This is a genomic window from Paenibacillus paeoniae (assembly GCF_003388735.1).
Taxonomy (GTDB): Bacteria; Bacillota; Bacilli; order Paenibacillales; family Paenibacillaceae; genus Pristimantibacillus; species Pristimantibacillus paeoniae.
This window is the reverse complement of sequence record NZ_QUBQ01000001.1, coordinates 1704444-1731068: the sequence shown is the minus strand read 5'-3', so window position 1 is coordinate 1731068 and position 26625 is coordinate 1704444. Positions and strand designations below refer to the sequence as shown.

Here is a 26625-nt window from a genome sequence, read left to right as displayed (position 1 = left end):
TTCCTTTTTTATTAGATATTTATGTCGCTTCTCGAATCAACCCTTGTTTTAACCGGTTCAGTTGCAGAAGATGATGACGGTAGTGCATTTCAACAAGCAGAAACCATTCCTCCGCACACAATCCACCTAAACTCGGATGGAACACTATATTTTGTTTGGGCACTTTTTCAAGGGTAGGTTCAATGTCCTTCATTCTCTGGATGACGGTGTAAAAGCCTTGAATTAGCTGCTCTTTGCTTTCCGGCTGCTCCGGAGTATATTGTGGGGAAGGCGGAACATGGATACGAATGGGCGGGAAGCTTCCTTGAGAAAATATAGCCACACCAACCTCGGTTTTTTCCGTTCGAGGTACCATGGGATCTTCGCTTGGCACCAGGCATTGATCCACATTACGAAGCTGCATATAAAGCGCCGAGCTAATGAGATGTTGAAGCATCTGTCCGATTGACCACTCGTTGTCACTTTGCTTTTGCCTCAGCTGTTCCAGACTGAATTGATTCAGTTCATGAATATAATGTGTCGCTGTTTCCTCAAATCGTTGTAATGCTAACTTTGTTGTAATCATCACTTATCATCGCCTCTAATCATCTTTTTTCTAAGTATACAAAAACGCTACTGACACCATTATGTCAGTAGCGTTTTAACGTTTTTTCCAGTTCGTTTCTAACCCGATGTCGGAAGGATTCTGGTTCCAGCACAACCACTCCGCCTCCCCAGCCGAGCACCCAGTGCAGCAATTCCTCAGGCTGCCGAACGCGAAAGGTCACCAGCAAACCTTCCGCTTGCTCCTCTATGGTTTCTATATAGAAGTTGTTCGATTCCCTTACCTTATCAGCAATGTCAGGTTGGACCCAGATGCGCACACGGACGTCGCGATCGTCAGGAGGCTGATATACATCTAAAAGAAAATCTACTGGCAATATAAATTTATCTTCCAGCTCGATAAGCTCCGCCATACGGGACAACCGGAAATGACGGATATCTTGACGCAATTCACACCATGCAATGAGTACCCATGACCCTTGATGAAGCACAAGTCCATAAGGAGCAACCGTACGAACACTTTGGCGGTCTCCATCAGCTTCGGCAATTCTTTTGGAATAGCAAAAACTTATTTTTCTTTCCTCCAGTATCGCTCGACGAATCGCTTCCAAATATGCCTTCTCTTGTATTCGTGCTATATCTTCAACGGAGGTAAGCAAACGAAAGCTCTTGCGAATCCAGGATGCCTCACTGCGGATCGGTTCCGGTAGGATGGCTTCAATCTTCCCTCTGGAAGATCGAGACTTACTGCCATAGTGAGCATCAAACCAATGCTCGATAAAATCTGTCCCGATGAGTAACGTCACTGCTTCTTCCACCGTGAAACTGACTGGCGGCAGGAAATACCCCTCCATTAAGGAGTATCCCTGCCCTGGCGCTCCTATCACGGATACGCCAGCTTCACTCAAGGCCTGGATATCCCTATAGATAGTCCTCACGCTTGTTTCAAATATAGCGGCCAAATCCTCGGCTCGTAACACTTCGTTACGCTGCAGCTCAAGCACTATGGCTAACAAACGATCCGTTTTGTTCATGCACTGCACCCTTTTCCGAAAAGATTGTATATATCAGAGCTGTTATGATCAGGCTTTTTTAGAAAAAAAAAGAGAGGTCATCATATAACAATACAAGCATCTGCACTAAAAGTATATCACTAGGGTATTCTGTCCGTTAGCTTAATGAGGCATCGTTATAAAATGTAAAGATTAAATAATTCTATTTGTGGAGGACGTAGTCTATAACGGGAGGCGTAGAGAGGTTAAGAAACGAGCGTAAACAATTAATGAAAGTAGAAATACGCAGAAAGCGATGTGAATAAATATAAACTCCAATTCAGTTAATCCATTTTCTATACATATTTTTAATAGTATATTGAGGTAAATAAAGTGATTATTCACTTCTAGAAATTGGAAATTGCTTTGTCGGTATCATTTTATGGCTTCTTAAGGATTGCAAAACTATCGAAATATGGGAGTTTAAAATAGATGCTGTGCCGTAGTTAGTTTTATGAAAGGAAGGTATTGGGGTGAGTATTTATTACGCTTCAAGTAAAGAGGATATTACTAAGGATGCACTCCAAGAGTTATTTCTTTCAGTAGAATGGGAGTCTGGTAAGTATCCAAATGAGCTTTTACAAGCAATCGGAGGGTCTCATTCAATTGTTAGCGCTTGGGAAGGAGGAAAGCTTGTCGGTTTAATAAATGCTTTGTCGGATGGTGTTCTAACAGTATATTTTCATTATATGCTTATTAACCCCAGTTATCAGAGTATAGGTATAGGTAAGGAAATGATGAATATCATGCTTGATAGATATAAAAGGTGTAAAACAAAAGTATTAATTTCTTATCCTCATGCAGTGGGTTTCTATAATAAATTTGGCTTTAATAAAGAGGATGGAGCTACGCCAATGTTTATCTCAGAGTTGATATGATTGAACTAACGGGACACGTTAGTTCAATGCATCAAGGAATCAGATCGCCGTCGCTGTCACTACCTTTTTCGTTACGATAAAAATAAAGAGCTCCACGTATTGGAAAGCGTTTATCCAACTACTTTTCCAGTATTTTTGAGGCTATATCGAATCCATCTTATTATCTCGGTATAAACAATAAAAAGAGTAGCATCGTCATAGATTCATCCCTTGAAATACCTATGATTTATTTATGTTACACAATTTATTGACTTCTCTTTGATTGAATAAAATAATTTTTCATACTTCATCCTCTGTACCAATTGCATTTGATGTATTAATTGTATGGCCTTTGCTAAGGCTCATTACTATTCTCAGTACATTCTAGTGCTTCTTTTGATTCATGAGGCCCACTCATCCGAAAATGTGCTTAATCTGTACAAGTTTCCAAATAACAATCATATGAACATGTATTCATTTATCTAATTATATGATATGCTGTTCTTACTTCTGCTCTCCCTCATATGAATTGGGAGTGCATATTTTTGCTGGGAGGATCTGATTGTGACATTTTCTACAGATATACTGGTCATTGGAAGCGGCCAAGCTGGCTTATCAACCGGCTACTATTTAAAGAGAAGTAACGTTGATTTTCTCATGATCGATCAAAGTTCTGCTATCGGCGAATCTTGGCGCACTCGATACGATTCTTTAGTTTTATTCACACCAAAAGGTTACAGCAACCTTCCAGGCATGAACTTCCCAGGTCATGAAGCTCAGCTTCCCACGAAAGATGAAGCAGCAGACTATTTACTTGAATACGCTGCTGTATTCGAACTACCCATTCGTTTAAATACAAAGGCAACATCAATTACAAAATATAAAGATAAGTTCAAAGTGATGACCGATAAGGGCATTATTCTTACTCGTAGTGTCATTATCGCTACTGGCCCTTTCCAGAAACCATGGGTTCCCGATTTCAGCAATAAAATGGCCTCTAGTATAAATCAGATACATTCCTCACGGTACAAGAATCCGACACAGCTAATACATGGGGAATCATTAGTCGTTGGAGCAGGAAATTCAGGGACACAGATCGCAGTCGAGCTTTCTAATATGGCAAAAGTCTCAATATCCGTTGGGCATAAGCCACTCTCTCTTCCGTCGCGTATTCTCGGGAAAAACATATTTTATTGGTTGGATAGGCTAGGATTGTTAAAAGCCAAACCTCAATCAACAATCGGCAGAAAAATCAAATCGAGACCTGATCCCATCTTTGGAATGGAATTTAATCAACGCGTCAAATCGTCTGCTATTACTCTCATGCCTAAAGTAATCGATGCAGAGGATGAGCATATCCTATTTGCTGATGGCACCATGCAACAATACTCCAATATTATCTGGTGTACAGGTTTTAGACCCGACTACAGTTGGCTGCATATTCCTGGCTTGCTTGATCATTCAGGTACTATTATTCATGAACGCGGAATAACACCTGTAAGCGGCTTATATGTGGTTGGCATGCCATGGCAGTCGCGCAGGTCTTCCGCCCTGCTTGGCGGTGTTGGTGAAGATGCGCAATATGTGGCAGCAGCAACTCTCCGATCCTTATCTTCATCGAAACGTTAATCCAGATAAAGACTATGAAGTTCAGATACATCATTCATACCTATTGCCATGACTTTGGCTAATTACTGAAACTGCCAAAAAGCACTCATTATTACTGAGTGCTTTTTAAGTCTAATATTAAGGCGCAGATCAAGCTCTTTTGGAGACCCATCGCCCATCTAGGTTGCTTTCATAATGAATACAACCGAAACGCCAATGGATGAACGAACGAAGTTATGGGGATCTAGTTGCTCTATGACAGTTAAAATTTCTTGTAAAATTTCTTCTCTTGCAGTTTCCCCACATCTCACACGACCACCTGATATCTCCCTTTATCATGTGTTTCAACTACCAATTTTTCACCTCCATACCACAATCTCAACGCCTTTTCCTAGAAACAGCGAAACATTTAACTAATTAATGTTGAGTCCTGATTTTGCTCGACAAAGTCAAGTTTAGCAACTATACCCTCTCAGTCGTTCTACCGTGTTTCAATTTAGGTAAATTACACTTGACTTAATGTATGGTGTATTTTACATTGTGTATATCAAACTTTACTCATTACACAGCAAATCATCGTCACCATCGAGAAGGGCAATTATTCGGCGTCACTGGAGCTATCGTTACACGTACTTTCGGCGGTCTGCTTGAGGAAGTTTTTTATTTCAAGGAGGAATAAGAATGAAAGCAATCATTTGCACACAATACGGCTCTCCGAACGTCCTGCGGCTGGAAGATGTCGAGATGCCGGAGCCCGGGAATGACGAAGTTCGCATTCGTTTAGCGGCGACTACCGTGGGGCCGGCGCATTGTGCCTTTCGCAAGGGAGACCCCCTCATCGTGAGGCTCATCTATGGTCTGAAGAAACCCAGGCAGCCCATCCTGGGCACGGAGCTTGCAGGAGTAGTCGACGCTGTCGGCAGCCACGTTAAGCAGTTTCGCGACGGGGATCGCGTATTCGGCATTAGCGCGGCTACTTCCGGCGCCCATGCCGAATACAAATGTCTGCCGGAATCCAAGCCGCTTGCGGTCATGCCAGACGGCATGACGTTCGCGGAAGCCGCCGCGATCTGTGACGGTACCCCCACGGCGCTGACCTTCCTTCGCGACAAAGCCAGGCTGAAATCTGGCCAGAAGGTGCTGGTCAATGGCGCCTCTGGTGCCGTCGGACTGGCGGCCGTACAGCTCGCGAAAGCGTTCGGTGCCGAAGTAATCGGCGTATGCAGCGGAGCGAACGCCGAGCTGCTGCTAGCGAACGGTGCCGATGCCGTCATCGATTACACCAAGGAAGATTTTGCACGACATGACAACACGTACGACGTGATCTTCGACGCGGTCGGGAAGCGGACATACCGTGAATGTAAGGGATTGCTCTCCGGCAACGGCATCTACCTCTCCACCGTACCGTCCCTGTCGATTTTGTTCGCGGTCCTCCTCTCCTTCTTGTCGAGAGGCCGCAAAGCCAAATTCGCAACAGCCGGCCTCATGCAGACCAAGGCTAACCTCCAATATATAACCGAGCTCTACAACGACGGGAAGCTCCGCGCGAACATCGATCGCGAATACACGCTGGAGCAAGTTCCGGAAGCGCACGCCTACGTGGATACGGAACGCAAAAGAGGGAATGTGGTAATTACGTTCTAAGAGTATGGACGAATGAACGCGCAGTGCCCTCCATACTAGTCGTACTCAAACAAATAACCAAGACAATTGTCCTGGTTTACGTGTTATACACTATATGCCTTTTTAGGGTTAATAAAAATAGATATGAAAAAGCCGCCAATGGCGGCTCCAGGGAAAAAAAGAAATCTCGTGATAATCAGCACCCTCATATGAAGTAAAGAAATACTTTAATTCACAAGTTTAAGACGAGGCTTTTTTCATCTTTTTCCATTAAAATCTCATTAGAATCAATGATTATTGCCCCAACACGATAGCTAAATTTCCCGTCTAGTATATCAAAAGTTATCATAAAGTCACTTTGCAAGGAGTTATTTTTCAGTAATTTTCTTTTCTATATTCTTTAAAGATAGATGTATCTCTCTAAGATACAAGATAATAAACGTGAAACCCAAGATTAAAATTAGAATCAACGATAGATACCCCCTCCCTATTATTACAGCCTATAAATACACTTAAAACTTCAAATCTAGACTAGACAGAAGCTTATGATAGATAAGCATATGTGGTAATTTTATTTAGAAATAGATTAACCATCCATTAAATGGGTTGGGAATTTTTTGATTAAATTGATTATAACAGACTTTACTTTTACTGTAATGCCTGCCTTGCTGCTTTCAGCGGTGCTGATCGCTCCGTGAAATTGACTGTTAATAGAGAGCATCTCCGCTACGATTCTGGAATCTACTGCAGCGTAAGCAGTGACCTCGCGTGTGTTGTTACGGAGATATTCTGTGTGGAATTATAACAGGTAAACTTAGATCTATTACTATCAATTTCTACATTAGTATGAACTAAAACGTTGCTGCAGTTTGTTTGATAACTCAGTTAAAACTCTAATTTCTTGATCCACTTTCTCAGATTCACTTATCTGCTGTCCGCAAATCACTGTAAGCTGCTCCATAGAAGCTATGCCTTGTTCTATCACTGCTGAAATCTCTAAAATTTCTGTCGTTACACCAGTTGTCCCCTCTTCGATGCCTTCCATTCTTTCATTCATGTTATCGATATATCTTAAAAGTTCATCCAATGTTAATTTCATCCCTTCAAATTCATTAGATAGCGTGTCCAAATGGGCCATTGATTGATATACCACCAGTTGTCCACTTTCAACTTTACTAAAAGTCATGTCACTCTCCTTCCTTATAGCAGTCAACGTATCTTTAATGTTAATGGCTGTTTCTCGACTTTGTATGGCTAGATTGCGTACTTCACCTGCAACAACTGAAAATCCTTTTCCTTGCTCCCCTGCTCTTGCCGCTTCAATAGAAGCATTAAGTGCGAGCAAATTCGTACTGTCGGCCAATTTTTGAATTTTCTCTACCATTTCTTCAGTTGACCCTAAAGAATTTTTTAAAACAACCATCATATCTGCTACGTCCTTTATCGCCTGCGATGTCATCTGAATAAATTCGCCCATTGTTACCATCGTTATATGACTCGATAGAACACCTTTTTCTGTTATTTTCGCTCCCTCTTTCATCTTTGATGAAGAATCAAGTGAATGTTGAACAGCGAGATTAATATCTCGTAATTTATGTTCTATGAACTGAATCGATATATTCTGAGAACCTAAACCACCTGTAATTTCTTCACTAACATTACGTACCTCTTTATTACTACTTACAGCGAGACTGGATGAACGTAAAACTGTTTTGGTAGTGTGACCAATCTGCTTTGATAAACCATGAACTTCTTGCAATAAAGCAGCTATCTTGTCGTCTCTTTCGTTCTTCTCGGTCTCAAGTTGAGATGTGATTTTTTGTTTGGAGTGAATCTGCCATATCGTTGCACCTGAAGTTAGTAATAAAAACACAGCATGTAAAGATACCATTAGAAAAGAGTATTGTGTGGTACCAAAAACAAGCTCCGGCAACCAAATGAATCCTACGAAATGCTGAATTGCAAATAATACAGTCATAATTACGATCAGTTTTATTCGATCATAATAGGCAGCTGCAGCCAGAACCATGAAGATTGAAAAATGAAATTCAACACTCCCACCACTTCCACTAATAATTGAAAAACTCGAAAGTGTTAAAGTTAGTGTATTAAATAACGGGATTAATGCATCCCCTTTTTTCCTCATGTACAGCATAAATGCAGTACATAATGTCATGAAAGGAAGCAAAAAAAGTAGAAGTTGACCATAGTAAAGTGCTGTTGTCATCTCAAAACCAGATCCATGAGAGATCATATGATGAAAGGGATTAAATAACTTAGTAATAGAAAAAATAATAATATTTAATCCAACTGCCGCCGTAGAGAGCCATAGCATCAAACTGTTTTTCTTGTCTTGCATTTGCATAATTACTAAAACACCGTCCTTGATTTATTGTGCTAACGTTGTTGTCAGCCTGTCGTCAGACTTTAGTCGAGAATCAAGAATTATGCTAGCCATAAACTGATTCTTTGACAAGTTAACTTGCTTTAACTTTGAAGAAAGCTCTAAAGACTTTTTATTAAAGAGGAAGAATTGATTAAGTGATTGCAACATCATAACGAGCACGTAACTATATATAGATATAAAAGCACTTAGCCAAACGGGGATGAAGCTGCTCATGAATGATATTGGTGATAACCCTATAATCATCATAAAAACGAAAGAAAAGAGAACCTTGACTTGCCATCGTTAATGCAATGCTAATAAAGAATAGAGATAGATAATTCCAATCGTTTCTTGAAACTCTCAATTGAATGAACAAAAAAGCAATGCAAGTGCTATAAATACAGCAATAGCCCCAAGTTCAAAAGAGGCAATACAGTACGAAATACTCTTTCCTCTATTCCAATTTGCTGGTAGAACAATCATTCCCTCGATAAGGGAACCAAACCTTTCTCAGGAAACCTACCTTCTCTTAAATCAAGAACACCATTTTGTGCAGGAGGTCTATCTGGTTGTTTTACAAGAATAAGTATATTAAAACCTATAAATGAAATGACCCTCATAATGCTAAAGTACTTATACAATTGTTTCATTATTTCTCCTCATCATATTTTTTCTAAAATTCTAGCACAAAATACCTAGCTACTCCTATTGTAAAGGAATTTTCTTATGCAATAAAGGAATATAAACCTTTGTATTTCAAAATAATTCATGACCTTAGACCTACCCACTCTCGCAACATTCGGATGAATCAACTGATAGATGCGTTGAAATGAGTAATGCATTGATTAAAATCGGAATTGGATATAACAAAAAAACCGCATCTACGCGGTTTTTAATAGACCCCTATTCTTGACTTCCTACAATTAAATACAAACTCAAGCCTCATAACAATCCCTTCAAACTAACTCTAGCGGTAATTCATCATGTAGCTCGCGATAAAACTGTTGATTCCTGTCATTGATCCCCCTTCTTCTTGTGAACAAGCATATACTCCTCAAAATTGTCGAGACGCTCTTCCCATAAAATGCTGAAGGAATCAAACCATTCATCCAGCTCCTGGAACGGCCCGGCTTCGAGGCTGTATATTCGCAGCTGAGCTTTGCTGCGTGAGCGTACCATCCCGGCTTCGCTCAAGATGCGCAAATGACGGGATACGTGCGGCTGGCTAATACGTAGGGCTTGGACGATTAGTTGAATCGATTGAGTTCGGCAAGAGTAAGTAATGTTAACTGCATATTTGCTGATCTCATGACCTTAATATATACGATGGCGTATATACATCTATATATATATAAAAATTAAACTAACTTTCACTTTTAGATCTCATTAGACCGGCACTATACAAAAACCAGACCTCGCAAGGCCTGGCTTTTCCATGGTGGAAATGGAGGAGAGAAATTCGTCTCTAACTGATCATTTAAGGTTAGATTAATCTACATATTTTTGATCTCATAGATTTTTTGCAACGTATTAAGGTGCTTTAATTTATCTTCAGGCGACTCAGCGAACTTAATCCACTCCACAAATCGGTATCCGAACATAACAAGAATTAGTTCATAGATACAGGGATCGGAAATATGGGACACATCCGTATTTTCCGAAAAACCCCTGTAATACGCAGGAATGCATTTTTGGTAGTATTCGACCATATGACAGATGTTCGGTTCGTCAGCGATTAAACTCGCAATGTCCTCGCCCATATATCCCCATCCGGCGGTATCCCAGTCGATAAGTGCGACTTTACTATCCGAATAGAATATGTTTGCCACCCAAAAATCTCTGTGGCAAAGCACAATGGGCAGCTTTTCAATTCGACTAAAAATTTCGTCCGCATGGTTATCTATGTCTATAAGCATTTTACAAAGATGCTTCGGAATTTCGCAATCACCGGAGCGTATATAATCATACACAACATCCCATGATCTATACCGCAGGTAGTAGTTTTTCATATACTCAACTTTGCTTAAATTGGACAGACTCTTTAACACATTTGGTCGCTCCGTGTACAACTTGCCTTGAAATCTCCCCAATTCCAAGGCTATATGTTCATACATTTCCAAGGTCAGACTTAAGCCTGATACCCCATCAATATATTCGACCCATAATTGAATCTCATCTTCATTTACTTCGGCGTGATAACACTCCGGAGAACGGAACGAATCACTAAAAACCTTTTTGAAATCAGATGCATAGAGGTCGTATTCCCTTCGCCATGCATCCGGATCACCATATCGCTCAAATTTTTCCTGTGTTTTCCAAACTACCTTATACGGCAGACTCTCACCATCGGAAGTCTCAACCATGCCAGTTACAAGCTTAACATTTCCTACTGTTCCGCCTTGCAACTCTTTGAGCTGATAATCTGCACGAATTATCGTTTTGTCGAGCATTTTACTCAAGACTAGCTCCAGTATTTCGTTCTTTACAAATCTTTCATCATGGTTGTTCAATAATATTATCCTCCATTTTGTCCTTATTTCTCATTGAAATCGACGTTTGCCACACCCGTTTATCCATGAGATACCTCTGTCTATCATCCTGAAACACCATATAAGCAGTCATTAAAATCTCCTCTCGCGGGAAAAAGTTGACATACAATTCCACTTCTATAATGTGACATAACCCTTTGGGAGAAATCCAAGGAAAGTTTGATTATAACCAAATTTTAACTCCTTTGTTGTCTATATGTAGCTGGCTAGTCATCTTGCTATTAACACCCAATGAAAGCTAGATTATAGCCTATTTTTATCAATTACTATTTTGTTAAGCTGACTTGATCCTTCTAAGGGATTGTTACTTCCCTTCTCTTCATTCCTCCAGTTTCGCCTATCCAAATGGAGCCCAATAGTAAGCTGGCGCCGATAACCTGTTGAACAGTCATACTCTCGCCTACAATAAAGGCTGAAATCAATAGTGAAGTTAGTGGGTCGATATAACTCAATACAGCGATGCTTTGGCTTTTAAGACTTTTCATACCAGCAAAAAATAAATAAAAACCAATCCCGCCATGAACAATCCCTAGCACAAGTATCAAGATGACCGTAGTACCTGTAATTGAAAAGAAAGTGAAGCCATCGGTTAACAACACCAATGGTGTTAACACTATAATGGATAAGATAAGTTGGATCAGCGTAATTACCAGTCCGTCCAGGCCTCGTATAAACTTGTTGACAAGAGTCAAAGCAGCATAAAAAACCGCTGCGACTAGTCCATAGCCAATGCCGAGCAGATGATGCCCGTTTGTTTCTAACTTTCCATTTAGCAATATTAAGCTCAAGCCCAGCAAAGCAACGATGATACATATCGCCTTTTTGAGTGATAGTTTTTCTTTCAGTACAAAAGGTGACAAAACAATAACTAATATAGGCGCAAAATAATAACTTAATGCCGCATTGGCAATAGTTGTTTCCTTGTATGCCTGAAATAGAAATATCCAATTGCCACTCAAAGCAATGCTAGCCAAGAATAAAGCTATTGCATTTCTTTTCACCCTATACCACGATACTTTTTGTCTCTTCCATACGAATACGATAACTAAACATAGGGCTCCAACTAAGCTCAAAAATAATGCAATTTTACTTGAAGACATATCGATATATTTTGCAAACACACCTACTGCTCCGAAAATGATCATGGATAGAATGAAATATAGTTTCCCTTTCATTTAATACTCCTACCTGCTTTCTATAAATATGATGTTGAAAATCTTCCATGTTTCTTCTGTCCTACGTTAGTATTCTTACATTTGAGTTCAACTGTGTTATAGTGTAACATTCGACTTATCACCACAAAAGCGAATGTTTATCATGTATATCATGACGAAATCAGATACATCTTGGAGGGAAAATGACGTGGATAAGAATCTTCAGAAATATTTAGCATTAATTAAAACAGTGGAATATGGAAGTTTTACAAAAGCTGCTGAAGCATTAAACTATTCACAATCGGGTATCAGTCGTATGATTAATGATTTAGAAGCAGATTGGAAGATATCCTTGCTTCAGCGTGGACGGTCTGGCGTACGTCTAACATCTGAAGGCCTTAAAGTACTGCCATACGCCAAAAGAGTTTGTAATGAATATCAGAAATTGCAAACTCAAATAGATGAACTACACGGACTCCAATCAGGACTAATTCGAATTGGGACTTTTTCAAGTGTAGCTACCCATTGGCTTCCAAATATAATCAAAGCATTCCGAAAAGAATATCCGAACATTGATTACGAACTTCTGCTTGGCGACTATACCGAAATTGAAAACTGGATATTGGAAGGACGTGTGGATTGTGGTTTTCTAAGGCTCCCCACCCAAAGCAGACTGGATACGATCTTTTTAGAGCAGGACAAGTTTCTTGTTATTCTGCCGGAAAATCATTCATTAGCTGATTGTGATCGTTTTCCTGTCCAAGCATTAGGCGAAGACCCCTTTATGCTCTTGGAAAGAGGCGTGAAAAATGAAGTGTCGGAAATATTAGAACATTATCATGTCACACCAAAGGTACATTTCACGACATGGGACGATTATGCCATCATGTCAATGGTGGAAAGTGGTTTAGGTATCAGTATTTTACCCGAACTTATTTTGAAGCGTATACCCTACCGAATTATATCAAAAGAATTCGAAGTTCCGGCTTACCGTAAGATCGGTTTTGCAATGAAAGAAAGGGAATCTGCATCGCTCGCAGTCAAGCGATTTATAGATTATTTGCAGTATAGGAATGTTTCCGAGACTACTGAAACCCTTTAAAAAGCCATATTTTCAAATGAAACGCATGTCATCGGCTCTCCAACCTGCCAAAAAATTACTGCATAAGGAGCAACTCGGCAGGGTTTTTGGTTATGCTATAATAATCTTCATAATTTCATTCGTTTTTTCCCTGCCTCTCCTTCATATCGGCCCTGTAAGATGACTTACAAAGGCACGAGAAAAGGAGAAAAGCAGATGTACAAGAAAAGCTTGCTATTAGGTCTACTCATGGTTATTTGTTCGATTTGGCTCGGATGGGGAATAATCTGGTCTGCTGGGACTCTACAGGGGGCAGCTGACAATGGTGGCGGATGGAAAGAACATAAGTGGATTGCACACGCTTTGGGAGGCATTCATGGCTCCACTTATACCAACTCCTACGAAGCATTTATGACCAATTATCGTAAAGGCCATCGCTTGTTTGAAGCTGATTTGCTGCAAACAACAGACGGTGAACTTGTTGCCCGACATGACTGGTCCGGAAAACTCCAGCCTGATCTGGCAAATCTCAACGGTCGCACATTGACACTCCCGCAATTCGAAAGCTCACTTATTCGCGGTCGCTATCGCCCGCTTTCATTCCGGGATATACTCGATCTGATGCAAACCTATCCGGATTTTTATTTGATTACAGATACGAAAGAAACGGACCAGCTGAAAATTAAGCAGCAATTCACAACACTAGTTCAGGAAGCCCAAGCCGTTAATCCTGCATTACTGAACAGAATCATTCCTGAGATTTACAGCCCGGAAATGCACGAGACCGTCATGAGTATTTATCCTTTTCCTAATAAAATGTATTCACTCTACAAATCCGCTGCTTCGCCGAAACGTATTATTGAATTTGTAAAGGAAAAGCAGTTTACAGCGGTCGCAATGCCCCTCTACCGTGTATTTCTGAATCCGAATCTGGCCCTTGCATTAAAAAAGTCCGGCGTACAAAGCTATGTGCACACCGTTAATTCCGTTCCCAACATGAAGCTGCTGCAGAAACTCGGTGTGCATGGATTTTATACGGACTCGGAGACACCCCCAACCGTACTGGCGAATGAAATGACAGAGCCGCTGAAGCCCATATTGACAGGATACATGTCAGCGCTGTTTAGCATAAGCACAATAATAATGAAGGTGAAAAAATAATGGCTGCACATCATATTCTTGTCGTAGACGATGAACCGGAAATTCGCGAGGCCCTTGTGATCTATTTAAAAAGTGACGATGTAGATGTATTCGAGGCTTCCAACGGTGTAGAAGCGCTTGAAATATTGGAGAAGGAAACGATCCATCTCATTATCATGGATATCATGATGCCTCAGATGGATGGCATCAAGGCTACCTTCAAAATTCGGGAAACACAAAATATCCCGATTATTATGCTCTCCGCCAAGTCGGAGGCGAATGATAAGATTCTGGGGCTCAACATAGGCGCTGACGATTATATGACAAAGCCGTTCGAACCACTGGAGCTAATTGCAAGAGTCCGCTCGCAGCTAAGGCGGTTTACGAATTTGGGGTCATTTCGGATGATCGAAAGCGAGGACATTCTTGAAGTAAAAGGGCTTATCCTCAACAAAACGACCAAAACCGTTGAAGTGGACGGCGAGGATGTGCGGCTCACGCCGAAGGAATATAAAATTCTGGAGCTGTTGATGGAAAACAAGGGCAGAGTGTTCTCGATTGATGAGATTTACGAGAAGGTCTGGAATGAGCCGAGCTTTGCCTCTGACAATACGGTTGCCGTGCACGTGCGGAATATTCGCGAGAAAATAGAGATTAATCCCAAGGATCCGAAATATTTAAAGGTGGTATGGGGCATTGGATACAAAATCGAAAAAAAGTAAATCACGGAGCCAGATTCCGTCAGATTATGGGGTCATTCTGGCCGCATTATTGTTAGGCATTATGATTTGGGCGCTCCGCTTCTTCAATATTCTATGGATGAACGTACTTACTTTCGAGTTGATCATTACTTTTCTTATCGTTGTGATCCTGCTCATCTTAGCCGGCAAATGGTTCTTTCCCTACACTCGATACGCAGACTATCGTGACCATGTAGTCCGTATTTATTTGCAACTGCTGAGAAGATACCTTTCGGTGTGGCAAATATTATTTCTTGATGCCCTGATGACGTTCAAGTTTGTGGTTTTATTTATCCTGACGGCTTTTGCAGGAGGTTGTATATGGATTTTAGTTAATCATTCTTACAGTTATGATCTGAGGCTGGTTATTCCGTATGTTGTTTTATATCTTTTCATAGTTATACCGTATCTGCTGAACAAGCTGCAGCAGTTGATTAAAATTGTCAGGGGCACTCGGGACATCTCTCAGGGGAACATTCAGTCCGCCATTTCGGTTCAAGGCAAAGGAACCTTACCCCAACTGGCAGGCTATATCAATAATATGAAGCTGGGTTACCAGAATGCACTGGAAAACCAAATGAAAAGCGAACGCTTGAAGACGGAATTGGTGTCGAATGTTTCCCATGATTTGAAAACACCGCTCACCTCGATTATTAACTACGTAGACTTGTTGAAGAAAGAGGAGCTTCCCTCTGACAAGACCCGTTCTTATGTAGACATTTTAGACCGTAAAGCGTTGCGACTGAAAGTGTTAATTGAGGATCTGTTCGAGGTGTCGAAAATGACCAGCGGCATCGTGGAGCTGGATATTCAATTTGTTGATGTAGCAACCTTGCTGAAGCAGGCCATTGCCGAGGTAAGCAGCAGCTTCGGGGACGATTCCACTCCGGTCCGGGAGAAAGTCGCAAATCCCCATATTTATGCCCATCTGGACGGAAACCGGATTTGGCGTGTATTTGAGAATTTGATCGGCAATGCCAAAAAGTATGCTCTGCCGGGAACACGAATCTATATTTATCTGGATGAAACAGAGAACGATGTTCATTTTAAGATCCAGAACACAGCCTCTTATGAAATTGATTTCGCCGCGGATGAGCTATTTGAACGGTTCAAGAGAGCGGACGAGTCCCGCCAAACCGAAGGTTCCGGCCTTGGGCTCGCGATTGTGAAAAGCATCGTAGAGCTGCATGCCGGAAAAATCAGCATTGAGATAAATGGAGATCAGTTCAATGTAACACTGGACTTGCCCAAAACAAAAAGATGGAATCCTATTGTTCAGTCAATATAATCGGTCCATCCGCAGTAATGGCGATCGTATGCTCGTACTGTGCGGAAAGCGAGCCATCAGCGGTTCTTGCTGTCCATCCGTCGGCATCAGTCGTCATTAATGCTTTACCGACATTTATCATGGGCTCGATCGTAAAAACCATGCCCTCCTTCAAGCGGAATCCTTTTCCCGGATTCCCGACATGGGGAAAATTAGGTTCCTCGTGCATCTCCCTGCCTACGCCATGAGCGAGCAGATCGCGCACTACCGAGAATCCATTACGCTCGGCATGGGTTTGGACCGCGTGCATCACATCTCCAATCCGGTTTCCGACGACAGCCTTTTCGATACCCAGATATAAGCATTCCTTCGTTACCCGCATCAGCTTACGGGCTTCTTCCGACACCTCGCCGACCGCATAACACCATGCTGAATCGCCGATCCAGCCATCCGCTTCCGCCACGATATCGATGGTGACAATGTCACCTTCCTTGAGCGGCTTCCCGCTCGGAAAACCATGCGCAATAACGTCATTGACAGACGCACATGTCGCATACGGATAGCCGTTGTAGCCTATCGTATATGCCTTTGCGCCATTTTCCTTCAAGAACTGTACGGCGAACGACTCGATTTCATTCGTCGTAATTCCTGGCCGGATCATATCCGCAATTGCTTGATGAAATGCAGCCACAATTTGGCCGGCTCTTCTCATTTCTTCGATTTCTGTTCTCGATTTTAAAATGACCATTTTTACTCTCTCTCCTTAGACTGTATGCCAGAAAAAATCATATCGACGATCCCTTCCACATCGATTTCACTACGCATATCGTGGTGGATGTTTAATGCTGCGTAACCCACAAGAGAACCAAATATCAGATTTGCCCTTTTCTCCGATGATTGGGGACCAATTCCTTCTCGAATTATTTCGACAAACGGCAAATAGATCCGGTTCTGAAACTCACCAAAAAGCTTGCTGAATCGGTTTCCAGGGAAGTGATGAAAATTATCCGCAACCGTTTTAAGTAAAATAAATACAGAAGAATCCTGGATACACGTCCGCAGGAGCAGCCTGGAGAACGCCTCAGCTTTAAGTATACTCTCATCGTCCCCCATCAAAGCGGGCAGTACAGCCGACTCCGTGCGGTCCAGGGCATCCCACAGTAAATCCTCCAGCAGCATGTGCTTATTTTTATAATAATGATACACGGTTCCGTAGCCAAGCTCTGCTTTGACCGCAACATCGCGTACTTCTAATTGAATGCCCTTCTCCAAATATACTTCCGCAGCGGCTTGCATAATTTGATTCATCCGCATCTCCCGGATCGCATCATTTTGTTCTTTCGTACGTGGTGACATGGCTCCTCCTTTTTTAGACCTACCAGTATGTCGATTTAAAAACAATATACATCAATTCGAAGTAAGGATCAAGTACTTCAGCTCACACAGTCGGTTCAACTCGGTATAGTCTAGACCTAAAGAAGCCGCGATTTACGCGGCATTAAATGGGATAAAGTTCTTGCTAACCTTCTTATAAAATTAATACGTGTTGTATATATTATCACACTCACCCGCAATCGGCTCATAAAAACAGTGCTTCTTCCATCGTCCAGCGAGCCGCTGATTATACCAAGTGGGCGGACATGGTCCCGGATTATCGAATGATCCTGGACGGAAATACCATAGGGAATACTTGGCTGGCCAATTCCGCTCCCCATTCACAGAGCGTTGCGCCAGACGACGTTCCCTCTCTCTTGCATTTTGATAGTACATGCTATGCTGCAACGCTTCAAACGCATGCGGCTGGTTGATCATTTGGGGAATGGTTCGAATATCTTTAAAATCGGAGCAATCGCCTCTTATTCGGTTAATACCAACATTTCCAACAAGAAGCATCCCCATTTCGCCTTCGGTCTCTGCCTCAGCTCGAAGCAACCTTGCCAACATCTTAATATCCTGTTCCCTGGCTTTTACGACTGCCATTGGCTCACCTCTTTAGATTTCTAAACTCATCATATTGTAGGCAAAGCGGATGTGTTACTGGGTTGGCATGAAAATCCCGCACCTTTACCAGGAATCCGGATCTTGTATTCACTAGCGATATGCAAGCTGACATTGGGCATTGTTGCTGTATCCGGGTCAGCTTAATCAATAAAATATAAATAGTCCTCAAATTCGCCTTTGTGCCTCTTCGATCGATCGGATATCATGAAGAGAGAGGCCCTGTCTTTATAGGTAAGAAAAAGCCCTTGATGCCGATCGTTGGCAGCTTGTCGCGAATTGTGGACATGCCGTTTATTTTGCTAAGGAGGAACAACATCTAGTGGAAAGCACTGTGGTAGAAAAGGGACAAGAGCCTAAGGGCAAATTAGCGTTACTTATAGAAGTTTTAGCGGTGTCTGCAAAGCTGGGTCTTACTTCATTCGGAGGACCGATCGCGCATCTTGGTTATTTTCACAATGAATACATACTTCGCCGCAAGTGGATGGACGAACGGAGTTATGCGGATTTGATGGCACTATGCCAGTTTTTGCCTGGCCCCGCCAGCAGTCAGGTTGGAATTGGCATCGGCATCCTTCGCGCCGGACTTCTGGGCGGACTGACAGCTTGGCTTGGTTTTACGCTCCCATCGGTCATCGCTTTGGTTCTATTCGCCCTCCTATTGCAAGGAATGGACATTAGCAGTATGGGCTGGATTCACGGTCTTAAAATCGTCGCCGTAGTCATCGTCGCGCAGGCCGTAATTGGAATGGGACAAAAGCTGACTCCCGATCGCAACAGAGCCACAATCGCCGTCATGGTTGCGGCGGTTACCCTCTTGTGGCAAACTGCTTTTAGCCAGATTTTGCTTATTGTTATGGCAGGCGTTGTGGGCATAACTTTATATCGAAAATCTTCAACAACCCCCAAAACAAAGGATCTCTCCGTGCCTATAAGCCGAAGCGTTGCGATTCTCTGCCTAGCTATTTTCTTTGGTCTTCTATTTTTGCTGCCGCTCCTCAGGCAATTTGTAATTGCAGACTGGCTGTCTCTATTCGACAGCTTCTACCGTTCAGGTTCACTCGTGTTCGGCGGAGGGCATGTCGTGCTCCCGTTGCTTGAACGGGAACTCGTGCCAGATTGGATGAGCAAAGCCGACTTTCTAGCGGGCTATGGCGCAGCGCAAGCTGTACCTGGACCATTATTCACCTTTGCCGGCTACTTGGGAGCGATGATAAATGGAGTGACCGGCGCATTCATTGCTACTGCGGCTATATTCCTCCCTGCTTTTTTATTAATTGCAGGCGCGTTGCCCTTCTGGAACTCTTTGAGAAAAAACTCGAAAGTTCAGGGCGCATTAATCGGAGTCAACGCAGCGGTTGTAGGTATCTTGTTAGCGGCATTATATGATCCTCTTTGGACAACAGCGATTCTGACTCCTGCTGATTTTGTATTGGCTTCCATTCTGTTTCTGATGCTCCTATTTTGGAAAATGCCGCCCTGGATCATCGTAGTTGCTGGTGCTGCAGGCGGCACGTTGATATCTTTCATTTAATCAACATATGCCAGTAAAAAATAGATTAATTTATGGCGGATGTTGCTCGTTTCATCGTTTGATAATCAATCGCTCCACGAAATATTTCTCGAATTATTCCGTTTGAATCAATCACATAGGACGTAGGATAAGCAAAAATCTTGTACCTGTCGCTGAGTTCGCCTTTCGTATCCATCACAACTGGGAAGGTGCCCCCAAACTCATCAATAAAGGCAAGTACTACGCTTCGTTTTTTTTCCGTATTCGTTAAATTTACGGCAAGTACCACGATCTCTTCTCCATAATCTTCATAAAATCTCTGCATATGCGGCATTTCAACTCTGCACGGCGGGCACCAGGTTGCCCAGAAGTTAAGGATTACTTTTTGGCCTGTGTAATGGGAGAGCTTAACGGGGTGGCCGTCCATATCCAGCAATTCAAAGTTCGGCGCCCTGTTGCCCTTCTTTAACCCCGTTTCTATCTCATGCCCCATTGAATTTGCGCTTTGGTCCGATTGTTTGTTCTTAGAATTAAAATCGTAAAGGCCCCATCCCACCAACATTAGCAACGCTATGACCACTATCACGTTTTTTCGCATCTCGCACCTCGAATTAATAGACTAATGGCGTAAACTGGGCTAGCCATGCGCTTATTTTTTGCAGTTGCCCCGTAAAGACAAGCAAGCCCATACCGACCAGAAGCCAGCCATTGATTTTTGAGAACAGCGGCAGCCAGCGATTGATTTTTTTCAGAATGCCCAGTGAGTAAGTAAGTGCGAATGACAAGACGAGAAAAGGGATTCCTAAACCAATGGAATACGCAAATAGCAAAAACATACCGCTGTACAACGTTTCCGTCGACCCCGCTAGCAGCAGTATGGAGGACAACGCTAGCCCTACGCAAGGAGTCCAGCCAGACCCGAAGGCTAGTCCAAGAATAAAAGAACTTAGATTGCCTTTTTTTTGCGGCTTCGTATTGATCCAGTTTTTATCCATCATAAGAAAACGCAAGGTCAGCATGCCTGCCATCTGTAAACCGAAAATGATAATGAGCAAGCCGCTTAACTTCTCGATCCATTCTCGGTTGCCGGCAAAAAACTGACCAATCAGACTTGCGGATGCCCCCATTGCGACAAATATAACGCTGAAACCCATAATAAAACTGATGGAGCGGATCATAAGCAATTTCTTTTCAACATGGATTCGATTATCCTGAATGAAAGAGCCTGTTAAATGTGTCACATAAGCCGGAATGAGCGGAAAAACGCATGGCGAAAGAAAAGATAACAAGCCGGCTGCCAAAGCTATAATAAGTGTGGGATTTTCCATTAATGAATCTCCTTGATCTTCTTTTTATCTGGAAAGCTGCCTACTCCCAGTGCAATCATACAGACTAGAATAAAAATGATTTGCTCTTTCGTAAAACCTGCCACCCAGAACGTTCGATCTTGTTGGATATAAAATAAACCAATCATGCCCAGGCTGTACCAGAGCCAGCAATGGCTCACCCTTACTCTAACGCGGACTGTATTTCTAATGATGTACAGAAAAACTGCAAGCGCAGCATTAAAAAGTAAATATAGACTATAAAACATACCGTCAGCAGGTTCCGCAGCAAAGAGAAATAGCTGCTGGCTGCTGCTGAACGCGAGCCATCCTGTACCCAAGAGATCCATAGTTGTTCCAAAGGAAGTTCCGTCTATCCAAGTTCGAATCCATAAATAAGCAAATGATAATAACAATCCCAGCATGATGCCGCCATCTCCACCGTCAAAATAGATAAGAGACATCGGGTAGCGAAAAACGTTAACCGGGTCAAATAAAACCGGACTTAATTTCCAGGTCATAAAACCAAGAAGCAAAGCTTGGAAAAGCCGTTCGCTAATCTGCTTCTCTGCGCCAAGCACATGGAGACGAAATGTCATCGCCGCATAACCAATTACGGCGGATACGATAAAAATAAGCAGATAATAATTGAGCAGGAAAGGCCCCAACTGTATGATGTTCAATTTGCCCCTCCTCGTAAACACCGTATTCTTTCTTCTACTATTGCTTGCTGCTGTTCACGCTATATTTCCTCAGGACGACTCCAATCGCTTTAACGTGAACCAAAAGGTATGCTCCAAGCCATCTGTTGTTAATCCGATTTCGCCGTCATGCTGCTCTACGATCTCTTTTGCAATAGCCAACCCTAATCCGGTGCCTCCTGTCTCGCGATGCCGGGACGGGTCAATTCGGTAAAATCGCTCAAAAACCAGATTCGCTTGATCCCGCGGGATCGGCTGACCTTTATTGCTTATGGTTACGGTATAGTTCTGTCCCGCCGCTTCTCCTATTATGGAAATCCAGCCCCCATGATCGTACTGGATGGCATTCTGGATTAGATTGGTCACCACCTGCTTCAGTCCAATCTCGTCCCCTTGTACCTTTCCAGGCTCCAGACGGATATCGCTTTGAATGCCTTTGCCTTCCAGCTCCAGCTCGAAACGCTGGCAGGCAGCCTGCACAACGGTATCCAGGTTTACCAACTCTCTCAGAGGCTGATTTAACCTTTTGCCCTCCAAAATAGAGAGCTGATGCAGCTGGTCTACAAGTTTAGTTAAATGCATAGACTCCTCATGCAAAGAGCGGTATAGTTCAGGCTCGCCTTGGATGACACCGGAGCTCAGCGCTTCCAGATAACCGTTAAGATTGCTAAGCGGCGTTCGCAATTCATGCGAAATATCGCTTAACATCTGTCTTCTGCCATGCTCAGTTTGTTTCAGTGTCATAATCATTTGATTAAAATGGCGGCTGAGCTGTCCGGTCTCGTCGTTAGAAGCCACTTCAATCGGCTCAGGATACTTCCCTTCCGTCATGATTCGGGTTGACTTCATGAGCATTTGAAGCGGGAGAAGCACTTTTCGCATTAATATATAATAAATCAATGCAGCGACCAGAATGGCGATCAGGCTGGCGCGTACTAAGTAATATTGCATCGTGCTATTAAAAAATACTTGTTTCTCCTTGCCCACGAATTCGTACTGATCGACCAAAAAACAGGCGAAATCTTTGACAGACACGCCTACCAGCCAAATAACAATGGCAAGAACCAACCCATTGATCATCATAATCTTCCAAACAATACTCTTTTCCCAAAAAAACAATCTTCCTCTTCTAAAAAGCGACAAAGCGATACCCCATTCCTCGGATGGTTTCTATGAATTCGGGTGATCCCTGCATCCTTTTTATTTTTTCTCGAAGCTTGCTGACATGAACGTCTACCGTTCGCTCAATAACCAGTTTTTCGTCGTTCGGATACAATTCTTCAAGGATCTGCTCCCTGGCTACGATTTGGTTGGGATGTCTCATCAGAAAATGCAACAAACGAAATTCATGCGGAGTCAATAAGAGCAGTTCTCCGTTAAACTTGGCTTCCCCGCGCATCGGTTGTACAGTCAAACCTTTGTAGCTAATTTTGCTGCATGGATGAGGGGTGCGTCTTAATACCGTCTCTACTCGTACAACTAACTCCTGGGGGCTGAACGGCTTGGTTACGTAATCGTCCGCTCCAAGCTGCAAGCCTTTAATCCGCTCATGCTCATCCACTTTGGCCGTAAGCATAATAATGGGCACATCGCTCCTCAAATCTCCTCGTATCCATTGACAGAGCGCTTCCCCGCTCAGTCTCGGCAACATTAAATCCATGATGACAAAAAACGGATCATGCTTCTCATACATCTGCTGCCCCACTATGCCGTCTCCGGCCTCCACGACATCAAAGCCTGATTTTTCGAGATAAATTTTAATCAAACGCCTGATTTTGGGATCATCTTCTACAACCAGAATGGTCTTGCCCCTTGACTCCATCATGATTACCTCCGCTCACCTCTCTACTTCACCTGCTCCATTAACTCGTCAATCATCTCGTAGGTTAGCGGTCCAATTATTTTCTGCTCAACCTTACCGTCGGAGTCCAAAATAAAGGTCGTGGGGATCGTTCTCACTTGATACATGTTCGCAACACGAGATTCGCGATCTAACACAACCGGAAACGACAGCTCAAAATCCTTTATAAAACGCATCACGTCATCTTCATTATTTTCTGCCTGCGTTAAATTAACCGCGATCACTTCGACGCCCTCTGCCTGATGATCATCGTAATAGGCTTGCAAGTACGGCATTTCATCTATGCATGGCGGACACCAGCTGGCCCACATATTGAGTATGACTTTTTTGCCTTGTAAATCAGACAGCTTTATATCCTTGCCTTCTGGTGTTGACAATGTGAAGTCCGGAGCCGCGTTCCCACTATTCAATCCTACGATAAAGTCAGGTTCCGCTGCCATTTGTTCCTTTTGCGCATCACTATATGAATTGGATTCCTTATTGGTTATATCATATACACCCCATATGACGAGAAATAATAATGCGATGATGACGATTGTTTTTTTCATATCGAAGCTCCTCTTCCAGTTGTTGTCCTAACTATACAATTGAATTGTTAAGATTCGTTTAAGCACAGATGGAAAGTTAATATCTTTAAATTAAGATATATATCCGTACGAATGATTGGCTCATAACACCTGCTATTCTTCAGAATCAGAATTTTTCGATTGATCCCTCCGTTTCCGTGGCTTTCTGAACCAGGTGAAAAACGACAACAGAAATGCAGCCCCGGCAAAAAACACCGGCTGCGCCCAAGGATGTTTCAGCATAATATCGGACTTCCAAAATGCAATAAAAAGTGTCATTCTGTCACCTTCCCATTTGTCAGATCAGGCCTGTTTTCTTCGCATCCAGGATACAGCCATCAATACCATAGGGACAAAAATCATTAACGACAAATAGATGGGGCTGTACGGAACAATCTTCTCCACCACCGTAAAATGTACGATCACATTCGGCGCCATCGTAAATCCGAGAACAAACGCAATGATGCAGACCGGTACAATAAAGCGGCGGTTGGTTTGCGTATAGGTAAGCTTTTGAATACTTTGAACCGTGGCGAACAGATAAATGTAAGTTTTCAGAAAGGCCATAAAACAAAAGTAAAGAACACCTGTCGCATCCAGCTGTGTAATAAAATCCGCAACATTGATGGCTTGGATCAGCGCATACATAGGATAAGTAGCCCGTTTAAAAATCTCCTCGCCAAACACAGAGATGGCCATGGCATCCGTGTAGGCGATAAAGGAACCTGCCAGAAGGGTCGACAGAAGCATCGTTCGGCCTATGCGCCCCTTGGGTTTGACTGAAGTCCAGACCATCGCCAAAGCCAGCGACTACCCATAGGATTGAATGATCCCGAGCGGCCAGACCACCTTCCACACCCTGTTCCATCCTTTGTCCAGCAAGGGGAATAAGTTGTCGAGATCGACGACTCCTGAGCTTAAAATTAATATCACTTCTACAATATAGATCAGACCCAGAAACGGAAGTATAATTTCCGCCAGTCTCCCCATCACCTTTAAACCCAGAAAGAGAGCATATCCAATGACGATAATAAAGATCGCAAGAATGGCCCACGGCGGCGTGCCGGGCAAGATCGTCGAAGGCACCAAATTGTTGATGTCAGCGACGATCCGCCCTGCGATATACAGGAACAGCAACGGATGGAGCCAAGCAATAGGCGTTCCCAGCCATTTCCCGAATTGTTTGGGATAACATTCAATATAGGTCAAGCCCGGGTTCAGATTCGTTACACTGACATAGACCATGATGACGGCCGCTCCCAAAACGGTGGAAATCAAAACAGCCAGCCAGGAATCTCTGCCTGCCCCGGAGGCAAAACCAAATATGATAGTTGTCCCGATCTGCCGCTTCTGTAGCGGGCTCCTCAATCGATCTTGTATCCATTTCCTTCACGTTCAGAATTAAGGCTTGTGCGTAACCATCCAGCAGCACAACGAGCTCACCCGATAAAACTTTTTGAACGGAGGTTTGAAAATCGTCGCTCCAGCTTGTATGTGACGTAAAGCTGAGCTTGGACCGGATAGCCGCTTTATCCGCCTCGGTAAGCTCCCCGGATTGGCCAGTCAGGCTTGATTCAATGGCATATTTCAATAGATCCATATCAACGACACTGATATCACTCAGTCCGCTTATAAAAATAAACGCACCTTGCTGCGCTGAACTCAGCTCTAGCTGTCGCTGCTGGATATCTCCGCAGTTGTTAAAAACAGCTCGGAATTGTGTCAGATTCTCTTCCAAATCTGCACACAGCGTATAACTGTCAGCAGCGCTGTCTTGTCGCTCGTTGGGTACCAATTCAAAATCATCCTTTTTTTGCCTGACTGATTTTTATTAATATGATCCATCCTATTTGGTTTATACGAAAAGGAACGATATCAAATGTGTGACATCGCTCCTTTCAGCATCGCTTTTGCTTCTATATTTACAATATCAATAAATTTGTTCCATTTGGCGTCCTAGATGACAATTTGTTGATCTCTTGTGTAATTAAAACTCAAATAGCCATCGAGCCGCTCCTTGACGGCCTCCCACTCACTAGCCAGTATGCTGTAGAGCACGACATCATGTACGGTTCCATCGGGTTTAATTCTTGCTTGACGCAGAACTCCTTCTTGTACAGCCCCAAGTCGTTCGACGGCGCGCTGCGATCTGACGTTGTAGTGGCTAATTGAAAATTGGACGCGAAGCGTGCGCAAGTGTTCGAAGCAGTGTCCAAGCAAGAGCCTCTTGCATTCGGTATTGACGGAGGTCCGCCATACACGGGGCGACAGCCAAGTATAGCCGATCTCCGCATGACGATGTCCCTCGCTTATCGCTGCGATTCTCGTCGTGCCAACGATGAGACCTGTGCTTTTCTCGATAACGGCAAATGGAAGCTGGGAGCCTCCGTACCGCTCCCGCAACGCTTCGTCAACCAATGCATTCGCTTGCTCTATCGTTGTAATTTTCCGCCATGTAAACTCCCAAATTCTATCGTTGTGCAGCATAGCAGCCAACTCTTCCTTATGCTTCGGCTCAAGCAGCACGAGATCGATCGTGTGCCCCTTCAGTTTCATTACGACATCCATTATGTGCATATTCATAGGATTGCGCCGCCTGTTCGTTATGATTTTTTTCTCCTTCTATCATACCGGATTTCGAGCGGGCTGAGATTGGATGTT

The 26625-nt window shown here is 43.0% G+C and carries 25 protein-coding genes and 1 pseudogene; 8 read left to right on the top strand and 18 right to left on the bottom strand.

All coding sequences use genetic code 11. The features are described 5' to 3' along the window. Window positions 1-19: 19 nt before the first annotated feature. On the bottom strand, window positions 20-562 hold the full coding sequence (locus tag DX130_RS07825; protein WP_116045821.1) for a DinB family protein: 543 nt from the start codon (window positions 560-562) through the stop codon (window positions 20-22). Between the two features lie 67 nt (window positions 563-629). After that, window positions 630-1577: a helix-turn-helix transcriptional regulator gene (locus DX130_RS07820; RefSeq protein ID WP_116044155.1), complete on the bottom strand. Its 948-nt coding sequence runs from the start codon at window positions 1575-1577 to the stop codon at window positions 630-632. A gap of 491 nt (window positions 1578-2068) precedes the next feature. Here DX130_RS07820 and DX130_RS07815 point away from each other — a divergent pair, with 491 nt between their 5' ends. The 3 genes from DX130_RS07815 to DX130_RS07805 all read left to right on the top strand — a co-directional run bounded on the left by DX130_RS07815 (window position 2069) and on the right by DX130_RS07805 (window position 5704). Continuing rightward, the gene (locus tag DX130_RS07815; RefSeq protein WP_116044154.1) at window positions 2069-2473 is read left to right on the top strand and encodes a GNAT family N-acetyltransferase; all 405 of its coding nucleotides are present in this window, start codon (window positions 2069-2071) and stop codon (window positions 2471-2473) included. A 543-nt stretch (window positions 2474-3016) separates the two neighbouring features. Continuing rightward, complete coding sequence (locus tag DX130_RS07810) at window positions 3017-4081, top strand: flavin-containing monooxygenase (RefSeq protein ID WP_116044152.1); 1065 nt, start codon at window positions 3017-3019, stop codon at window positions 4079-4081. Window positions 4082-4741: 660 nt separating this feature from the next. Then, window positions 4742-5704, top strand: coding sequence for an NAD(P)-dependent alcohol dehydrogenase (locus tag DX130_RS07805; protein ID WP_116044150.1), 963 nt, complete (start codon window positions 4742-4744; stop codon window positions 5702-5704). A gap of 820 nt (window positions 5705-6524) precedes the next feature. Here the strand turns inward: DX130_RS07805 and DX130_RS07800 are convergent. The 4 genes from DX130_RS07800 to DX130_RS07785 all read right to left on the bottom strand — a co-directional run bounded on the left by DX130_RS07800 (window position 6525) and on the right by DX130_RS07785 (window position 11793). Then, window positions 6525-8048: a methyl-accepting chemotaxis protein gene (locus tag DX130_RS07800; protein WP_116044148.1), complete on the bottom strand. Its 1524-nt coding sequence runs from the start codon at window positions 8046-8048 to the stop codon at window positions 6525-6527. A 1035-nt stretch (window positions 8049-9083) separates the two neighbouring features. Next, complete coding sequence (locus tag DX130_RS26910) at window positions 9084-9248, bottom strand: hypothetical protein (protein ID WP_240644348.1); 165 nt, start codon at window positions 9246-9248, stop codon at window positions 9084-9086. 314 nt (window positions 9249-9562) lie between these two features. Beyond that, window positions 9563-10579 carry an aminoglycoside phosphotransferase family protein gene (locus tag DX130_RS07790; RefSeq protein ID WP_240644347.1) on the bottom strand — a complete coding sequence of 339 codons (1017 nt, stop codon included), beginning with the start codon at window positions 10577-10579 and terminating at the stop codon, window positions 9563-9565. A gap of 332 nt (window positions 10580-10911) precedes the next feature. Further along, window positions 10912-11793, bottom strand: coding sequence for a DMT family transporter (locus DX130_RS07785; RefSeq protein ID WP_116044146.1), 882 nt, complete (start codon window positions 11791-11793; stop codon window positions 10912-10914). Between the two features lie 187 nt (window positions 11794-11980). Here DX130_RS07785 and DX130_RS07780 point away from each other — a divergent pair, with 187 nt between their 5' ends. The 4 genes from DX130_RS07780 to DX130_RS07765 all read left to right on the top strand — a co-directional run bounded on the left by DX130_RS07780 (window position 11981) and on the right by DX130_RS07765 (window position 16021). Next, complete coding sequence (locus tag DX130_RS07780; RefSeq protein WP_116044145.1) at window positions 11981-12874, top strand: LysR family transcriptional regulator; 894 nt, start codon at window positions 11981-11983, stop codon at window positions 12872-12874. A 195-nt stretch (window positions 12875-13069) separates the two neighbouring features. Next, window positions 13070-14014: a phosphatidylinositol-specific phospholipase C/glycerophosphodiester phosphodiesterase family protein gene (locus DX130_RS07775; RefSeq protein ID WP_165861193.1), complete on the top strand. Its 945-nt coding sequence runs from the start codon at window positions 13070-13072 to the stop codon at window positions 14012-14014. Next, on the top strand, window positions 14014-14715 hold the full coding sequence (locus DX130_RS07770) for a response regulator transcription factor (protein ID WP_116044141.1): 702 nt from the start codon (window positions 14014-14016) through the stop codon (window positions 14713-14715). The genes DX130_RS07775 and DX130_RS07770 overlap by 1 nt, the downstream gene beginning before the upstream one ends. After that, complete coding sequence (locus tag DX130_RS07765; RefSeq protein WP_206098774.1) at window positions 14690-16021, top strand: sensor histidine kinase; 1332 nt, start codon at window positions 14690-14692, stop codon at window positions 16019-16021. The genes DX130_RS07770 and DX130_RS07765 overlap by 26 nt, the downstream gene beginning before the upstream one ends. On the opposite strand, the gene map is transcribed toward DX130_RS07765, so the two are convergent. The 3 genes from map to DX130_RS07750 form a co-directional block, all read right to left on the bottom strand. Next, window positions 16002-16748, bottom strand: a complete 747-nt coding sequence (gene map / locus DX130_RS07760; RefSeq protein WP_116044139.1) for a type I methionyl aminopeptidase — start codon at window positions 16746-16748, stop codon at window positions 16002-16004. The two genes, DX130_RS07765 and map, sit on opposite strands and share 20 nt — an antisense overlap. Window positions 16749-16750: 2 nt before the next feature. Then, window positions 16751-17356, bottom strand: a complete 606-nt coding sequence (locus tag DX130_RS07755; RefSeq protein WP_116044137.1) for a TetR/AcrR family transcriptional regulator — start codon at window positions 17354-17356, stop codon at window positions 16751-16753. 180 nt (window positions 17357-17536) lie between these two features. After that, window positions 17537-17980 (bottom strand): cell wall hydrolase, encoded by a 444-nt coding sequence (locus DX130_RS07750; protein ID WP_116044136.1) that lies wholly within the window; start codon window positions 17978-17980, stop codon window positions 17537-17539. Between the two features lie 340 nt (window positions 17981-18320). Between DX130_RS07750 and DX130_RS07745 the strand changes: the two genes are divergently transcribed. Continuing rightward, window positions 18321-19532: a chromate transporter gene (locus DX130_RS07745; protein WP_240644346.1), complete on the top strand. Its 1212-nt coding sequence runs from the start codon at window positions 18321-18323 to the stop codon at window positions 19530-19532. Between the two features lie 25 nt (window positions 19533-19557). Here DX130_RS07745 and DX130_RS07740 read toward each other — a convergent pair whose 3' ends face one another. From DX130_RS07740 to DX130_RS07695, 9 genes and pseudogenes are all read right to left on the bottom strand, one after another. After that, complete coding sequence (locus tag DX130_RS07740; protein WP_116044134.1) at window positions 19558-20109, bottom strand: TlpA family protein disulfide reductase; 552 nt, start codon at window positions 20107-20109, stop codon at window positions 19558-19560. Between the two features lie 13 nt (window positions 20110-20122). Beyond that, on the bottom strand, window positions 20123-20839 hold the full coding sequence (locus tag DX130_RS07735; protein WP_116044132.1) for a cytochrome c biogenesis CcdA family protein: 717 nt from the start codon (window positions 20837-20839) through the stop codon (window positions 20123-20125). After that, window positions 20839-21519 (bottom strand): hypothetical protein, encoded by a 681-nt coding sequence (locus DX130_RS07730; RefSeq protein ID WP_116044130.1) that lies wholly within the window; start codon window positions 21517-21519, stop codon window positions 20839-20841. The genes DX130_RS07735 and DX130_RS07730 overlap by 1 nt, the downstream gene beginning before the upstream one ends. Before the next feature lie 69 nt (window positions 21520-21588). Further along, a complete protein-coding gene (locus tag DX130_RS07725; RefSeq protein ID WP_206098773.1) occupies window positions 21589-22617 on the bottom strand; it encodes a sensor histidine kinase in 1029 nt (342 codons plus the stop codon). Between the two features lie 49 nt (window positions 22618-22666). Further along, complete coding sequence (locus tag DX130_RS07720; protein WP_116044127.1) at window positions 22667-23362, bottom strand: response regulator transcription factor; 696 nt, start codon at window positions 23360-23362, stop codon at window positions 22667-22669. Between the two features lie 20 nt (window positions 23363-23382). Next, window positions 23383-23946, bottom strand: a complete 564-nt coding sequence (locus tag DX130_RS07715; RefSeq protein WP_116044126.1) for a redoxin domain-containing protein — start codon at window positions 23944-23946, stop codon at window positions 23383-23385. A gap of 321 nt (window positions 23947-24267) precedes the next feature. Then, window positions 24268-25251 (bottom strand): annotated as a pseudogene (locus DX130_RS26900) (GerAB/ArcD/ProY family transporter). Then, window positions 25160-25759, bottom strand: a complete 600-nt coding sequence (locus tag DX130_RS07700; RefSeq protein ID WP_116044120.1) for a spore germination protein — start codon at window positions 25757-25759, stop codon at window positions 25160-25162. Before DX130_RS07700 ends, DX130_RS26900 begins: the two are co-directional and overlap by 92 nt. 161 nt (window positions 25760-25920) lie before the next feature. Further along, entirely contained in the window at window positions 25921-26547 is a 627-nt protein-coding gene (locus tag DX130_RS07695) for a GNAT family N-acetyltransferase (RefSeq protein WP_240644345.1), read from the bottom strand. Between the last annotated feature and the right edge of the window lie 78 nt (window positions 26548-26625).